Origin of the sequence: Massilia sp. R2A-15 (genome assembly GCF_030704305.1) — a bacterium.
GTDB lineage: Bacteria > Pseudomonadota > Gammaproteobacteria > Burkholderiales > Burkholderiaceae_D > JAFCUW01.
In genome coordinates, this window is record NZ_CP131935.1 from 4,227,169 (window position 1) to 4,241,968 (window position 14,800).

Sequence of the window (14,800 nt, forward strand, 5' to 3'; positions counted from 1 at the left end):
GAGCGTATTGAGTATAGGTTCCTGCCTCCGCAGGAACGACAAGCCGGAGTCTAGATGCCCATGTTGGACAGCATATTCCCCAGCTCGCGCAGCGCTGGCTCCAGGCGCGGATGCTTTGCCGCGAACTTGGCGGTGATCTCTTGCGAGCGTTCGGCCAGGCCGTAAGTGGTGCTCTCAGGTTCGACCGTGCCCGCGTCCTCGGCCATCCGGCGTTCGAGCAGGGTCTTGATGTCGCCGTCGAGCTGGCGCAGCAGGTCTTTCAGTTCCGCGTCCACCTCGCCCGTGCTGGCCAGGTCGGCGCGCAGGGTCTTCAGATGCTGCTTCAGGTTCGATGCGTTCTCATTCAGCATAGTCTTCTCCGGTAGGTCAACTTCTGCAAGTCTATACGGCTTTTATACACCCAAATCGATTCGCGCGGCCATGTACGGCTGGGAGCAGGAGATGCGGACTCGGATAGTCGGTCAAATAGCGACGCGCCAGCGGTGCAGCTTGCCCAGCTTAACTCTAGCACCCCGGCTATTGCGGATTATCAGTATGGCATTACCTGTTGCAAATTAAGCTTCTATTTCAGGCTGAAGAAAACTGTATTTTTTAAAAAGCGCAACAAATTTGGACCTTGCTCGACAATGACTCAAATGCGGAGGAATTATGAGAGAACTTTTGCCGGATGAAATCGAAAGTGTTTCGGGTGGTGGCGTACGTAATGTGTCCGACTGCAAAACTGACGCCCATGCTGGCTTCGGCGCGGGCGGCGCGTTAGGTGCGATTGCCGGGGCGCTATCGCCGGGATTATAGACACTGCCTTGGCCGGTCCCGGCGCGCTGCTCGGGGGAGTGATCGGTGCAGGTGTAGGCCTATACTTCGCATACACGAACAGTTCTGGATGTGGAATTTACTCCCCGAGCCCCAAATCCGCGCACTAGTGGGAAAGTTTAGCTCCCGGCAAAGCAGGCGTGCATATGTTTCTTAGGCGCCAATTCGAGCACGGGGGGCCGATTAAATCTGCCCTGCGAAGAGCCCCGCGTAGAGCGCAAAATAGTGCTCATGGTATGGCCGGCTGCCGTGGAGTTATGAGGTGAAATTTTCCTTCGATTCAATACAGGATGCCAAAATGCCGAAAACCAAGAACGCCGACGAAAATGAGAAATCCCACTCATTTCTGATCCTTGTCTTGAGCTATTGGTTAATATCGCTCGTCAGCCTCGCGCTTGTTTTGATCGCCATAACCTTTGTCGCGATGCCAAAGCTTCTTTGCCGCGACTTCATTCTCTCGTTCGCTCCAACGCTATTGATCACATCCCTCGTCTGCCCCTTCATGGTCCTGCTGCACGGCATTAAGAAAATAGGGCGAACTACCGGTCGTCACAGGCACTAGGCAAAAATTAAAGAGCCTGCCTGCGGCGAGCGGCGGGCGACGCTCTGTCTTGTTTATTCGGCTCTCAGCCGCGCCGCTTGATGACGGGATCGCGGCCAGGGACGTCCTGAATCATCTTCATCGCGCCCAGCGTGCCACCGCGCGAAGCGGCGTGCAGGATTTTCAGGATGGTCGCTCTCGCTTTAGTCGGTGAACTGCGTCTCCAGGTACAACTCCTCAACCTTCGTGCGCGCCCAGGGGGTCTTGCGCAGGAATTTCAGGCTCGATTTGATGCTCGGGTCGCTGATAAAACAGTTGATTTCGATGCGCTTGCCGAGCTGCTGCCAGCCGTAGTGATCCACCAGCCGGGTCAGGATTGCTTCTAGGGTGATGCCGTGTAAATCCTGAACGCTCATTGCAGCCGTGATTCCTTGGGGTTGTTGTGAAAAGTATATATCGTAATGACGCCGCCGGGCGACGCGCCAGGGCGAAGGACAATGGGGTCCCCGCTTTCGCGAGGACGACCAACTAGCGTCGCCCTCGCGAAAGCGGGGGTCCCATTTGCGCGAACCGTCGCTTACTGCGCCGTCAGGCCACGCCGCTCGAGCAGCGGTTCGATGACCGGATCGCGGCCGCGGAAGTTTTTGAACATCTTCATCGCGTCCATCGTGCCGCCGCGCGACAGCAGCATCTTGCGGAAGTAGTCGCCGTTCTTGCGCGTCAGGCCGCCGTGCTCCTTGAACCATTCGACCGTATCCGCGTCCAGGCGCTCGGCCCACAGGTAGCCGTAGTAGCCCGACGAATACCCGCCCGAGAACACGTGCGAGAAGTAGGTGGTGCGGTAGCGCGTCGGCACAGGCGCGAAGTCGATGCCGGCGTCCTTCAGCGACGCCGCTTCGAACGCCAGCACGTCGGTCGGCACCTGCCCTGCCCCCAGCTGGTGCCAGCGCTGGTCGAGGATCGACGCGGCCAGGTACTCGGTGGTGCGATAGCCTTCGTTGAACTTCTTCGACGCGATCACCTTGTCGAGCAGTTCCTGCGGCATCGGCGCGCCAGTCTGGTAGTGCTTCGCGTAGTTCTTCAGCACTTCAGGCCACACCGACCACATCTCGTTGACCTGCGACGGGAACTCGACAAAGTCGCGCGGCACGCGGGTGCCGGAGAAGCGCGGGTACTTCACGTCCGAGAACATGCCGTGCAGCGCGTGGCCGAACTCGTGGAACAGCGTGCGCAGTTCGTCGTAGGTCAGCAGGGTCGGTTCGCCGGCCGCCGGCTTCGGGATGTTCAGGTGGTTGGCGATGACCGGATGGGTGCCCATCAGCTTCGACTGCGACACGTAGGCGTTCATCCAGGCGCCGCCGCGCTTGTTGCCGCGTGCGTAGTAGTCGCCGATGAAGATCGCCAGCTGCTTGCCGTTGGCGTCGAACACGTCGAACACGCGCACGTCCGGGTTGTACACCGGCAGATCCTTGCGCTCCTTGAACGACAGGCCGTACAGCTTTCCGGCCGCGAAGAACAGGCCGTTGGTCAGCACGTTATTGAGCTCGAAGTAGGGACGCAGCTGCTCCTGGTCGAAGTTGAAGCGCGCGGCGCGCACCTTGTCCGAGTAGAAGTCCCAGTCGGCGGCCGATACCGGGAAGCCGCCCTTGTCGGCATCGATCACCTTCTGGATCTCCGCCGCTTCCTTGCGCGCGTTGGCCACCGCAGGCTTGGCCAGTTCGGCCAGCAGCTTGTTGACGGCGCCGGTGTCGTGCGCGGTCTGGTCTTCCAGGATGTAGGCGGCGTGGCTTGGGTAGCCGAGCAGCTTGGCGCGTTCGGCGCGCAGGGTCGCCATCTTGACGACGATGTCGCGGTTGTCGAACTCGCCGCCGTGGCTGCCGCGGTTCAGCGATGCGTCCAGCAGGCGCTGGCGCGTGGCGCGATTGGTCAGCACCGACAGCGAGGCCTGGCCGGTGGTGTTGACGACCGGGATCACGAACTTGCCATCAAGGCCGCGCTTCTTCGCTTCGGCTGCCGCGGCGTCGATCGCCTTGTCGCTCATGCCGGCCAGTTCGGCGCGGGTGTCGACCACCAGCGCCGAGGCGTTGGCTTCGTTGAGGACGTTCTGGCCGAAGCTGGTCTGCAGGCTGGCCAGTTCGGCGTTCATGGCTTTGAGCTTGGCCTGGTCGGCCGGCGACAGGCGCGCGCCGGCGCGCACGAAGTCGGTGTTGTAGCGCTCGAGCAGCCAGGCCGATTCGGCGTCGAGGTGCAGGGACGCGCGCTTGTCGTACAGCGACTTGATGCGCGCGTACAGCTTGGCGTTCAGGCGGATCGCGTCGCTGTGCGCTGCGAGCTTCGGCGCCAGGTCGCGGTCCAGCGCTTTCATGGTGTCGTTGGTGTTGGCGCCGGACAGGTTGCCGAACACGCTGCTGACGCGGTTCAGCAACTGGCCGGAGCGCTCCATCGCGACGATGGTGTTCTCGAACGTGGCCGGCTTCGGGTTGTTGGCGATGGCGTCGATTTCGGCCATCTGCTGGCGCATGCCTTCGGCGAAGGCCGGCGCGTAGTCGGCGTCGTGGATCTTGTCGAAGGCCGGGTAGTGGAACGGCAGCGCGCTCTCTTTGGCGAACGGGTTGGCCGGATCGAGGGCGCTCGGGGCGGCGGCGTGGGCGATCGAGGAGATAGCCATTGCGGAGGCGATCAGGAGAATGTGTGGGCGGGTCATTTTATGCTGTCGATGAATTCAAGAATGGGGTCAGGTCCGCAGGACCAGACCCCGATACTGCATGCTGCGGCGATAAAGGCGGGGACTAGGCGTCGCCGTAGCTCCGGCGGACCTGACCCCATTTTCGAGCTTATTGCGCGGTCAGGCCGCGGCGCTCGAGCAGCGGCTGGATGATCGGATCGCGGCCGCGGAAGTTGTGGAACATGTCCATCGCATCCATCGTGCCGCCGCGCGACAGCAGCGCCTTGCGGAAGATGTCGCCGTTCTTGCGCTGCAGGCCGCCATTCTCCTTGAACCATTCGACCGTGTCGGCGTCGAGCTTTTCAGCCCACAGGTAGCCGTAGTAGCCGGCCGAATAGCCGCCCGACCACGTGTGCGAGAAGTAGGTCGTGCGGTAGCGCGGCGGCACCAGCGGGAAGTCGACGCCGCCCTCTTTCAGCGCGCTCGCTTCGAACGCCAGCACGTCAGTCGGAATCTGCGCCGGCGTCAGCTGGTGCCAGCGCTGGTCGAGCAGCGACGCGGCCAGGTATTCGGTGGTGATGAAGCCCTGGTTGAACTTCTTCGCGGCCAACACCTTGTCCAGCAGTTCTTTCGGAATCGGCGCGCCGGTCTTGTAGTGCTTGGCGTAGTTGGCCAGCACTTCAGGCCACACGGCCCACATCTCGTTGACCTGCGACGGATACTCGACGAAGTCGCGCGCCACGGCGGTGCCGGCGAAGCGCGGGTACTTCACGTTGGAGAACATGCTGTGCAGCGCGTGGCCGAATTCGTGGAACGCGGTCTTCACTTCATCGTACGTCAGCAGGGTCGGCTCACCGGCCGGCGGCTTCGGAATGTTCAGGTGGTTGGCCACGACCGGGTGGGTGCCCATCAGGGTGGACTGCGCCACGTAATCGTTCTCCCAGGCGCCGCCCTTCTTGTTCCCGCGCGCGTACATGTCGGCGATGAAGATGGCGAGCTGCTTGCCGTTGGTGTCGAACACGTCGAACACGCGCACGTCCGGGTCGTACACCGGCAGGTCCTTGCGCTCCTTGAACGAGATGCCATACAGCTTTCCGGCGGCGAAGAACACGCCGTTGGTCAGCACGCTGTTCAATTCGAAGTAAGGCTTGAGCTGGTTCTCGTCGAAGCTGTACTTCGCCGCGCGCACCTTGTCGGTGTAGAAGTCCCAGTCGGCTGCGTCGGCCTTGAAGCCGCCGTTGCCGGCGTCGATCACCTTCTGGATTTCGGCCGCTTCCTTGCGCGCGTTGGCCACTGCCGGCTTGGCCAGTTCGGCCAGCAGCTTGTTGACGGCGGTGGTGGTCTTCGCGGTCTGGTCGGTCAGCGAGTAGGCGGCGAAGTTAGGATAGCCGAGCAGCGTGGCGCGTTCGGCGCGCAGCTTGGCCAGGCGCAGCACCACGTTGCGGTTGTCGAATTCGCCGCCGCGGCTACCGCGCGCCAGCGACGCTGCCATCAGGCGCTCGCGCACGGCGCGGTTGGTCAGCACGGTCTCCGGCGCTTGGCCGGTGGTGTTACCCAGCACGATGACGAACTTGCCGCCCAGGCCGCGCTTCTTCGCTTCGGCGGCGGCCGCGTCGATCGCGGCGTCGGACATGCCGGCCAGTTCGGCGCGGGTGTCGACCACCAGGCCGGAGGCTGCAACTTCCTTCAGCACGTTCTGCGAGAACTGCGTCTGCAGGCTGGCGATTTCGGCGTTCTGGGCCTTCAGCTTTTCCTTGTCGGCGGCCGACAGCTTGGCTCCGGCCAGCTCGAAGTCCTTGTTGTAGCGCTCGAGCAGGAACAGCGATTCGGCGTCCAGGCCCAGCTTGGCGCGCTTGGCGTACAGCGTCTTGACGCGCTGGTACAGCTTGTCGTTCAGGTAGATGGCGTCGGCGTGCGCGGCCAGCTTGGGCGACATCTCTGTGTCGATCGCATCGAGCTTGTCGTTGGTGTTGGCGGACTGCAGGTTCGAGAAGGTGGTGCTCACGCGCGTGAGCAGCTGGCCCGAGCGCTCCATCGCGACGATGGTGTTGTCGAAGGTCGGCGCTTTCGGATTGTTGGCGATGCCGTCGATTTCGCGCAGCTGCTCGCGCATGCCGGCCGTGAAGGCGGGCAGGAAGTGCTCGTCCTTGATCTTGTCGAAGGCGGGATAGTGGAACGGCAGCGAACTGATTTTTGCAAACGGGTTCGACGCGTCCAGCGCAGGGGCGGCTGGGGCGGCGATGGCAGGTTGGATCAGGGCGAGGCTTGCGGCGATTATCAGCAGGTGTGGACGGGTCATGGCATCTTTCACGGGCGCTTGGGGAAAGCTGCGGCTGGATAAGCGGCAGCACATGAGCGCACGATCATAGCAGGGCAGTTTCCGTCCGTCGATGTATGCATGTGTCAATACGCGACAGGGATTTCGCCGCGTTTGGTTGGATTCGAACCGACACTTTCGACTCACTGTTGGGCGCGCGCCACCATCTGCGCGCTGGCCTCCCTTGAGGATCGTGCTGGCACGGTCCCTGCATATGAATACATCGAGCTCGCAAGCTTGATGTCCACAATCCCAAACCGTTTTTCTTTAAGGAGAATTGAAATGAAAACCGTGACGATCAAAGACCTGCCGAATGCTGAACTTCTGGGCCGGGAAGAGCTGGCCGCCGTGCGCGGTGGCATGGGGCGCACGCCGCAGCAGATTCTGGCGTGGGAAGTCACCGGCAAGCCGGCGACGTGGCAGGGCCTGGTCCTCGGCGACGACGGCCGCTTGCATGTGCCGTCGATCTAAGGTTGCCGTTCCAGCGAAGGCTGGTACCTATGCTGACTTCGCCTGGCGCGGTAAGCGCAAGCGGCCATCTGGCTCGGCATGGGTTCCTGCCTTCGCAGGAACGACTGATCACGCGACGCGTTTCTCGATGCGCGTATCGGGTACCAGCCAGATGATCGCGACGCAAATGTACAGCGCAAACCCGATCCACGGATACCACAGCGACAGCGCGATGCCCGTCACGTAAAGCGCGATCGAGATCCAGCCCTTGGTGTCCCTGCCGATGGCGTCGGCCAGCGCCTTGTTCTCGCGATGGTGCGCGGTCAGAGCGCGGGCGAGGATGGTGTAGGCGATGGCGCACATCAGCAGCACGAAACCGTAAGCGGCGACCGGCGCGGTCTGGAAATGGTTCTCGCCCATCCAGGCGGTGACGAACGGCGTCAGCGACAGCCAGAACAGCAGGTGCAAGTTTGCCCACAGCACGCCGCCGCTAATCTGCTGCACCACGTGGAGCATGTGGTGGTGGTTGTTCCAATAGATGCCGACGTAGATGAAGCTGAGCACGTAGCTCATGAAGACGGGCCACAGCGGCAGTAGAACTTTGAAGTCGGCGCCGTGCGGGACTTTGAGTTCCAGCACCATGATGGTGATGATGATGGCGATGACGCCGTCGCTGAACGCTTCCAGTCTGTTCTTACCCATGTGATGTCCACTTAACGTTGGCTGGCAAAGACCGCGTTATACCAGTACGCATCAGGATTTTGGAACCAAGAACGGTTGGTATCGTTCGCAAACTGCTCCAGTTCCGACATGTCGCCACCGTAACGACGATAAAGCGCAAGCAGTTCACGCAACGCAGTTTGTGACAGCTTCTTCGACTTGAGCCGAATTACGAGCTCGTGCCCTTGGCCACGTATGCCCGTCACTCCAGGGATGGACTGAAGCCATCCGAAAAACGCAGCTTCATCGCTACGGGAGTAGTAGTGCATCGGCGCTGTCCAGATCAATTCTGCCATAGTTTCAGCCTAGGTAAGTTTGCTCGGTTTGGCGGGAGGTCGGCGTGAGTAGTGGGGTAACTTCCATACTGGAGCTTGTTCCAATAAATTCCCACATAGATGAAGCTGAGGACGTAGCTGCCGAGCACGGGCAGCAGCGGTACCAGATCGTTGAATGAGGCGCCGTGCGGAACCTTCAGTTCGAGCACCATGATCGTGATGATGATGGCGATGACGCCGTCGCTGAATGCTTCAAGCCTGCCTTTGGCCATCGGGACCCTCTGAGTGATTGCGACCGTTTTCGAAACTATTTGACGGCTGTGATTTTTCGGAACGTCGACGTCGCCGTCATCGACTTCGGCCGTGTTCCGTCTGGACGCGCCGGCATCGCTTTCATACCCTCTTCATCGTAGTCCATGACGAGCACGAGTGTTTGATCATGTATGGTGGCTTTCTTCATGGAGGTGAAACCAATCTGGTGCGGTAAATCTGAACCTGTGATCGTTGATTCTAAGAGTCCATTCGTCCAACGATAGGTGCCGGAGGACTGATGCGGTGGATTTTTCAAACGCCATGTCCCATTGGCGCGATATTCGAGCGTTGCCCCATCAGCAGAATCATATTTGCGAACCACCTTGCCATCGGACAGCTGGACAAAAGCGCTGTGCTTCCAAACTCCAACCAGTGGATCAGCAGATGGCTCAGCAAAGCAAAAAAGCGGCACGACTAAACAGAGTAAGCCACTAAAAATTGTTTTATCTCGTATCTTCGTCATGTTGGATCCATATTTGGGATAAGGGGTAACTTGCATGCTGGAGCTTGTTCCAATAAATACCCACGTAGATGATGCTGGAGGACGTAGTTGCCGAGCACGGGCAGCACCGCCAGCAGGTCGTTGAGCGAGGCGCCGTGCGGCACCTTCAATTCGATCACCATAATCGTGGTAACGATCGCGATGACGCCATCACTGAACGCTGCTGCCGCACAGCTGGCGCTATTTTCGCTATGGAAAAACATACTTGGCAGTACCAAAGAACTGGCAAGCTATCAGAAACGGCTGAATGGCGACTTCCTGCTTCGGTTTGCCTATTCATATCGATGCTTACTTGATTTCAAGAGAAAGCACCGGCCTTTCCCACGATACTCTGCCTCCGGCTTCCTTTGTACCGCTCCGAAAGGCTCCCATGCGCAGGTAAAACTCTTCTGCAGGAGGATGTGCAACGATGTCGATGCGTGTCACGCAATTCTCGCGAGCGACTGTGCGAAGATGGTCAAAAAGGAGTCGTCCGACTCCCTTGCCTTGTGCGTCGTCGCTCACGAACATCAAGTCAAGCTCCGGGTTGTTTCGCGGATTAGTCAGCGAAAAGAAACCGACCAACTGGTGACGATACTCGGCGACATACATCAGGTCGTTTTCTACTTGTTCGCGCGATATTTCATAGCCCGCCAGGATGGCGGCATATTTCCCGCGGTACGCACTCGACGAATGCATCAGTTCCGTGAGCCGGTGTCGATCGCCTGGATCAGCGCGTCGAATCAGTACGCCAGCGGCATGAGTGGCCATGCTCATGCAGGAATAATCTGTGGACGTATTCATTCTGACATCATAATTCACCAGCTCTACTCAAGGCAAAGGGGGTAACTCTTACACAGGCGCTTTCCTTCAAGTCTGCCTTTGCCCACGGGCTTCTCTATGTTTCTTATTACACAGTCACCGCACAGCTAGACCGCATGGATTAGTCGCGCTCCAGCAAGCAGCAACGAACTATTAATCGATCCAAATGAAATTTCACTCGACGTCCAAACGTCAAGAATATCTCCCTCCCAAAAATACAATGTCACCTGCGGCGAAGGGGCGTAAAGATATGCACTCATGCCTTCCGCTTGTATGAATTGGCAGCATTCTTCAAGGGTCAATTCGTCGTTGGGAGTGAATACAACTCCGCCGCTCCAAAAGGTCTTCAATCCCGCGCCATCATATGCATCCTGAAGTAGATTGAGCGAATCGGGCAATGGCTCAGTCTCGAACGACGACCAGTCGGTAATTTGAATCAAGACATCTTTGCGAAGCGGTTGACCACACACAGCAGCCACCATCGCGGCGTGCGCTGCATGCGGATTCCGTCCAATACGGAACTGCGCATCCCACGTGTCCATTGCCGGCCGGCTACCGTAGGGCGACTCTTGTATCCTCCTGAGCGCGAGCCAGTCGGAACATTGGGATGGCGATAGCAGTTGCATGAATAGCTCCTGATCAGAGTCGGCGTGCGCTTCAAGAAATGGTAGTCATCCGAAGCGACGTGCGAGGTACTCCATCGCTGCAGGCAAGCCAGCTCGTGCGCCTGCGCTCGACTCAACCTACGATTCGTGCGCGGCTCACTCGCTGCGCCTGTTCGACCCCTCAACAGTCGGAACAACACTCAACCATGATCGTACCGCAATCGCGGGTGCCAGCTTCACCGCGATCTGCGAAATTTCGCCTGTTCGCTACGCCTCAGAGAATTACCTCAATCCGTTGGCCAGGCCCGGAAAGTTCGTGGTACAGGTCATCGAGGTAGGTGGCGATTTCGGCTTCGTCGAATGTGGATGGAATGACGAAATCGTCCACGCTGCGCCTCTTGCCGCCTTCCAGGCGATACGCCTCCCAGGAATCGTTCGCGCGCCGGACCTCGAGCTGGAATCGGCCGTAGATATTGAACTTCATCGTCTCCCTCCAAACGCAGATGGGTCAGGTTCGCCGGATGTTCAGGCGTGCGCGCGTTGTCTTAAGCAAAATATATCATTGGCTCATCTTTAATCAAATGGAGCAATCATGCTGAAAACTTCCCTGCGCGTCGCGACGAGCTCCCTCCTGCTGCTGGCGTCGGCCGGCGCCCTGGCGAAAACGCCAACCACCCAGCCCCTCGCGATCGCGGGCGTATTCCAGGAAGTCGTCGGGCCATCGGCACGCTGCCCGACCAATTTCGGCGGCACCATCATGGGCCACGGCGACGGCGCCCTCACCGGCCGGGTCGCCTTCATCGCGTCCGATTGCATCACGCCGTCGGGGCCGCTGTTTAATTTCAGCCAGGGGCGTTTCGTCATCGTCACCGTCACCGGCGACCAGATCTTCGCCAGCTACAGCGGCCAGTTCGTGCCGACCGGCGTGGGCGCCAATTATGTGTTCAGCGGCGCCACGTTCCAGGTCACCGGCGGCAATGGCCGCTATGCCAAGGCGACCGGCGGCGGGACGCTGGCCGGCGGCTCGGATATGACCACCGGCCAGGGCCAGCTGCAACTGTCGGGACAGATTACGTTCGAGGACAAGTAATGCCACTTGGGGACAGGTCCGCACGACCAGTCCCCGATTTTGCTCACATCCCCTTCAGCAGTTCCATCTCGTAGTCGCCGTCGTCGACCAGGCGCTCCCAGCCGTTGAATTTTCCCAGGCCCAAAGTGCGCGCCATCGACAGCAGCAAGCTCTGGCCCGCCGCCGCGCGGTCCGGCATCAGCTGGTAGACCGGGTCGGCAAACGCGGCCGCCGGCGTGGTGATGCTCCAGCCCATCGTCTTGAACTGCGCGATCACGTCGTTCAGCCACAGCGCGTTGATCAAGTTGTGATGCAGCAGGATCACCTGCGCGATGTCGCGTCCCTGCAATTGCTGCGAGAGCGCGCGGTAGGCCAGCGCGCGCTGGCGGATGTGCGACAGGTACAGCGCCTTGAGCGGCGCCAGGTCGGCCCGCGGATTCTTCTCGAGGATCTCGCGCAGCTTGTCGTCGAAGCGCCAGTCGCTGGTGTCGAGGCTGACGTAGGCGTTGCGGTAGCCCTGCTGCTTGAGGAAGGCGCGCATGCCGTCGCGCTTCTCCGGCGTGTTGCCTTCGCGCAGGAAAGTGAAGCGGAACCATTTCTGGTAACCGGGCAAGTTGCGGATGATGGCGTCGCAATCGAGCACCTCCTGCTCATACTGCGCGAGGCTGAGCTTGGCGCTGTTGAGGTCGGGATGGGTGACCGTGTGGTTGCCGATCGCGTGACCGGCCTGGCCCCACGCCTGCGCCAGCGCGTAGCCTTCGGGCCGGTCGGCGCCGTTGCTGGCGGTGACGAACAGTGCGGCCTGAACGTGATTGCGATCGAGCGTGTCGAGCAGCGCCTGGTTGCGCTGCGGGGGCGTCAGCAGCGGCGTGGCGCCAAGCTTGGGGCCGTCGTCGAAGGTGAACGCGACCGATTGCGCCTGCGCCGAGGTGGCCAGCGCCAGCGCGGCCGCCAGAAGGAGGCGTTTCAGCATCAGTAATGCGGCGGCGGTTCGTTGGCGGCGCCGGGCCCCGACTGCGCGGCGTTGCGCACGTGTTCGAGCAGCTGCGCGACCATCGCTTCGAGCTGGTCGATGCGGCGGCTCTGCTGGTACACCACGTCGTTCAGGGACTCGACCAGGTCTTCCTGGTGCGCCAGCTTGATTTCGATATCGACAAAACGGTCTTCGTTACTCACGGCGGGATCCCGATGCAAAACCGCCATTATGCGCGATGTGCGCATATGAGCGCTAACGCACGGAACACCGGACAATTCCGGAGCAACATGTGCGCATGGAAACAATTACAGACCCAACGATCGAGCCGGTGGCGCCTCCCCCGGTGTCGTCGCGTCTGGCTGGACGGCCGGACCTGCTGACTGCGCAAAAAGTCGAAGTTGGCATTATCCTGCAGGCGATGCTGGGTACGCCTGCGGCTGCGGAGTACATGGAAAGTAACGCGATCGACCCGCAGGTCGCGCAACGGGTGCTTAATTCGCCTGAGCAGCGGCGCGGGCGGCATGACGCGTTCGGGATTCGCTGTTGACTTAACGAGGTGCGGGGGTCTGGTCCCGCGGACCTGACCCCATCTTGGGGTGCTTGAAAATGGGGTCAGGTCCGCAGGACCAGACCCCTGACTTCGGAAATTATGCGAAATTTCGCATAATTACGGCTTCGGCGTCGCCAGCAGCGCCTTCAGGCTGGCCAGCCTGTCCTTCGGCGAAATGATTTCGGACTCCATCGGCGCCGCATCGCCCACGTCAAGCGCCATCTCCTTGATGAAGCGCGACGGGTCGCAATGCACCTGCTCGCCGGCGCGCTTGCGCTGCTTGCACCAGGTAATCTGCAAGGTGCGCTGCGCCCGCGTGATGCCCACGTACATCAGGCGCCGCTCTTCCTGCACGCGCGCGCCGATCGTCTCGACCGATGCATCCGGGTCGCCCTTGTGAGGCAAAATCCCCTCCTCGCAGCCGACCAGGAACACGTGCGGGAATTCCAGCCCCTTCGACGCGTGCAGGGTCGACATGCGCACCGCATCCGGCTCCTCGTCCTGGCCTTCCAGCATGCTCATCAGCGCGACCATTTGCGTCAGCTCGAGCAGGTTCTTTTCCTCGCCCGACTTGTCCTTGCCGCCGCAGCCGCGCTCCTTGAGCCAGTTGGTGAACTCCAGCACGTTCTGCCACTTGCTCTGCGCCGCGCGGTCCTCGAAGGTGTCGTACAGGTAGGACTCGTAATTGATTTCCTTCATCATGTCGTCGAGCACCGCGGCGGCATTCTCGCCGCTGCCCGACGGCCCCGGCCGGCTGGCGCGCGACTCGAGGTTGTTGATGAAGTTGCAGAACTCGCGCAGCGGGATCAGCTGGCGATCCGCCAGCTTGGCCTCGATGCCGCCCTTGAACGCCGCCTCGAACAGCGAGCAGTTCCACTGCTTCGAAAACGCGCCCAGCACTTCCAGCGTCGCCATGCCGACCCCGCGCTTGGGCGTGGTCACGGCGCGTATGAAGGCCGGGTCGTCGCCGTCGTTGGCGATCAGGCGCAGGTAGCTGATGATGTCCTTGATTTCGGCCTTGTCGAAAAAGCTCTGGCCGCCCGAGATCGTGTACGGAATGCGCTCCTTGCGCAGCGACTGCTCGATCACGCGCGCCTGGTGGTTGCCGCGGTAAAGGATCGCGTAGTCCGACCACTTGTTCTTGCGCTGGAAGCGGTCGGCCGAAATCATGATAGCCACCTGCTCGGCTTCCTGGTCGTCGTTCTGCATGCCGAGCACCTTGATCGGCTCGCCCAGCCCGTGCTCCGACCACAGCTTCTTGTCGAACAGCTTGGGATTGTTGCCGATGACCGCGTTGGCCGCCTGCAGGATGCGCGTGGTCGAGCGGTAGTTCTGTTCGAGCTTGATCACCTTCAGGTCGGGGAAATCCACGCCCAGCGTCTTCAGGTTCTCCACCGAGGCGCCGCGCCACGCGTAGATCGCCTGGTCGTCGTCGCCCACCGCCGTGAACATCGGCTTCTTGCCGATGCCGGTCACCAGCAGCTTGACCAGCTCGTACTGGCAGGTGTTGGTGTCCTGGTACTCGTCCATCAGCAGGTAGCGCAGGCGCCGCTGCCACTTGTCGCGGATCGGGTCGTTGTTGCGGAACAGCTCCACCGGCAGGCGGATCAGGTCATCGAAATCGACCGCCTGGTAGGCCGACAGCGTCGCCACGTAGCTGCGATAGACGCGCGCGGCCTGCGCCTCGTCCTCGTCGGCGGCGTCGCGGATCGCGTCTTCCGGATCGACCAGGCCGTTCTTCCACAGCGAGATCGAATTCTGGATGCTGCGGATCAGCTGCTTGTCGGTGGTGATCGCCAGATCCTGCACCAGGCCGAAGCAGTCGTCGCTGTCCATGATCGAGAAGCGGTCCTTCAGCCCCACGCCGGCCGCTTCCTGGCGCAGGATCTTCACGCCCAGCGAGTGGAAGGTGGACACGGTCAGCTGCTTGGCCTGGCGCGGCTGCTTGAGCAATTTGGCAATCCGCTCCTGCATCTCGAGCGCCGCCTTGTTGGTGAAGGTCAGCGCGGCGATGGTGCGCGGATCGTAGCCGCGGTCCTCGATCAGGTGCGCGATCTTCTGGGTGATCACGCGCGTCTTGCCCGAGCCGGCGCCGGCCAGCACCAGGCAGGGGCCGTCGAGGTAGATGACGGCCTCGCTCTGGGGAACGTTCAGGCCGAACTTGGGGGCGTTGGACATCGGGAAGGGACTTTGAAGAATTACAG

At 60.9% G+C, this 14,800-nt stretch carries 18 protein-coding genes and 1 pseudogene; 4 read left to right on the forward strand and 15 right to left on the reverse strand.

The window, feature by feature from the left end; genetic code table 11:
• Positions 1 to 50: 50 nt before the first annotated feature.
• Positions 51 to 350: a DUF4404 family protein gene (locus Q4S45_RS19455; protein ID WP_305507055.1), complete on the reverse strand. Its 300-nt coding sequence runs from the start codon at positions 348 to 350 to the stop codon at positions 51 to 53.
• Between the two features lie 761 nt (positions 351 to 1,111).
• Here Q4S45_RS19455 and Q4S45_RS19460 point away from each other — a divergent pair.
• Entirely contained in the window at positions 1,112 to 1,375 is a 264-nt protein-coding gene (locus Q4S45_RS19460) for a hypothetical protein (protein ID WP_305507056.1), read from the forward strand.
• A 182-nt stretch (positions 1,376 to 1,557) separates the two neighbouring features.
• On the opposite strand, the gene Q4S45_RS19465 is transcribed toward Q4S45_RS19460, so the two are convergent.
• The 3 genes from Q4S45_RS19465 to Q4S45_RS19475 form a co-directional block, all read right to left on the reverse strand.
• Positions 1,558 to 1,770, reverse strand: a complete 213-nt coding sequence (locus tag Q4S45_RS19465; RefSeq protein WP_305507057.1) for a VF530 family protein — start codon at positions 1,768 to 1,770, stop codon at positions 1,558 to 1,560.
• A 161-nt stretch (positions 1,771 to 1,931) separates the two neighbouring features.
• A complete protein-coding gene (locus Q4S45_RS19470) occupies positions 1,932 to 4,058 on the reverse strand; it encodes a M3 family metallopeptidase (RefSeq protein WP_305507058.1) in 2,127 nt (708 codons plus the stop codon).
• Between the two features lie 130 nt (positions 4,059 to 4,188).
• On the reverse strand, positions 4,189 to 6,318 hold the full coding sequence (locus Q4S45_RS19475; RefSeq protein WP_305507059.1) for a M3 family metallopeptidase: 2,130 nt from the start codon (positions 6,316 to 6,318) through the stop codon (positions 4,189 to 4,191).
• Between the two features lie 300 nt (positions 6,319 to 6,618).
• On the opposite strand from Q4S45_RS19475, the gene Q4S45_RS19480 reads away from it, so the two are divergent.
• The gene (locus Q4S45_RS19480) at positions 6,619 to 6,807 is read left to right on the forward strand and encodes a hypothetical protein (RefSeq protein ID WP_305507060.1); all 189 of its coding nucleotides are present in this window, start codon (positions 6,619 to 6,621) and stop codon (positions 6,805 to 6,807) included.
• 108 nt (positions 6,808 to 6,915) lie between these two features.
• On the opposite strand, the gene Q4S45_RS19485 is transcribed toward Q4S45_RS19480, so the two are convergent.
• The 8 genes and pseudogenes from Q4S45_RS19485 to Q4S45_RS19520 form a co-directional block, all read right to left on the reverse strand.
• Positions 6,916 to 7,488, reverse strand: a complete 573-nt coding sequence (locus Q4S45_RS19485; RefSeq protein ID WP_305507061.1) for a TMEM175 family protein — start codon at positions 7,486 to 7,488, stop codon at positions 6,916 to 6,918.
• Positions 7,489 to 7,499: 11 nt separating this feature from the next.
• Positions 7,500 to 7,802: a hypothetical protein gene (locus tag Q4S45_RS19490; protein WP_305507062.1), complete on the reverse strand. Its 303-nt coding sequence runs from the start codon at positions 7,800 to 7,802 to the stop codon at positions 7,500 to 7,502.
• A 77-nt stretch (positions 7,803 to 7,879) separates the two neighbouring features.
• A pseudogene (locus tag Q4S45_RS19495) lies at positions 7,880 to 8,053 on the reverse strand (TMEM175 family protein); the annotation flags it as partial.
• 35 nt (positions 8,054 to 8,088) lie between these two features.
• The gene (locus Q4S45_RS19500) at positions 8,089 to 8,556 is read right to left on the reverse strand and encodes a hypothetical protein (RefSeq protein ID WP_305507063.1); all 468 of its coding nucleotides are present in this window, start codon (positions 8,554 to 8,556) and stop codon (positions 8,089 to 8,091) included.
• A complete protein-coding gene (locus Q4S45_RS19505; protein ID WP_374046057.1) occupies positions 8,553 to 8,798 on the reverse strand; it encodes a TMEM175 family protein in 246 nt (81 codons plus the stop codon). The genes Q4S45_RS19500 and Q4S45_RS19505 overlap by 4 nt, the downstream gene beginning before the upstream one ends.
• A gap of 85 nt (positions 8,799 to 8,883) precedes the next feature.
• A complete protein-coding gene (locus Q4S45_RS19510; protein ID WP_305507064.1) occupies positions 8,884 to 9,378 on the reverse strand; it encodes a GNAT family N-acetyltransferase in 495 nt (164 codons plus the stop codon).
• A gap of 125 nt (positions 9,379 to 9,503) precedes the next feature.
• Positions 9,504 to 10,022, reverse strand: coding sequence for a hypothetical protein (locus tag Q4S45_RS19515; RefSeq protein ID WP_305507065.1), 519 nt, complete (start codon positions 10,020 to 10,022; stop codon positions 9,504 to 9,506).
• Positions 10,023 to 10,275: 253 nt separating this feature from the next.
• Positions 10,276 to 10,485, reverse strand: coding sequence for a hypothetical protein (locus Q4S45_RS19520; RefSeq protein WP_305507066.1), 210 nt, complete (start codon positions 10,483 to 10,485; stop codon positions 10,276 to 10,278).
• Positions 10,486 to 10,593: 108 nt separating this feature from the next.
• Here Q4S45_RS19520 and Q4S45_RS19525 point away from each other — a divergent pair, with 108 nt between their 5' ends.
• Positions 10,594 to 11,091 (forward strand): hypothetical protein, encoded by a 498-nt coding sequence (locus Q4S45_RS19525; RefSeq protein WP_305507067.1) that lies wholly within the window; start codon positions 10,594 to 10,596, stop codon positions 11,089 to 11,091.
• Between the two features lie 43 nt (positions 11,092 to 11,134).
• Here the strand turns inward: Q4S45_RS19525 and Q4S45_RS19530 are convergent, their stop codons facing one another.
• Both Q4S45_RS19530 and Q4S45_RS19535 read right to left on the reverse strand, forming a co-directional pair.
• Complete coding sequence (locus Q4S45_RS19530; RefSeq protein ID WP_305507068.1) at positions 11,135 to 12,043, reverse strand: polysaccharide deacetylase family protein; 909 nt, start codon at positions 12,041 to 12,043, stop codon at positions 11,135 to 11,137.
• Positions 12,043 to 12,246: a SlyX family protein gene (locus tag Q4S45_RS19535; RefSeq protein ID WP_305507069.1), complete on the reverse strand. Its 204-nt coding sequence runs from the start codon at positions 12,244 to 12,246 to the stop codon at positions 12,043 to 12,045. The genes Q4S45_RS19530 and Q4S45_RS19535 overlap by 1 nt, the downstream gene beginning before the upstream one ends.
• Positions 12,247 to 12,335: 89 nt before the next feature.
• On the opposite strand from Q4S45_RS19535, the gene Q4S45_RS19540 reads away from it, so the two are divergent.
• Positions 12,336 to 12,593 carry a hypothetical protein gene (locus Q4S45_RS19540; protein WP_305507070.1) on the forward strand — a complete coding sequence of 86 codons (258 nt, stop codon included), beginning with the start codon at positions 12,336 to 12,338 and terminating at the stop codon, positions 12,591 to 12,593.
• A 120-nt stretch (positions 12,594 to 12,713) separates the two neighbouring features.
• Here the strand turns inward: Q4S45_RS19540 and Q4S45_RS19545 are convergent, their stop codons facing one another.
• A complete protein-coding gene (locus tag Q4S45_RS19545) occupies positions 12,714 to 14,774 on the reverse strand; it encodes a UvrD-helicase domain-containing protein (protein WP_305507071.1) in 2,061 nt (686 codons plus the stop codon).
• Positions 14,775 to 14,800: the final 26 nt, after the last annotated feature.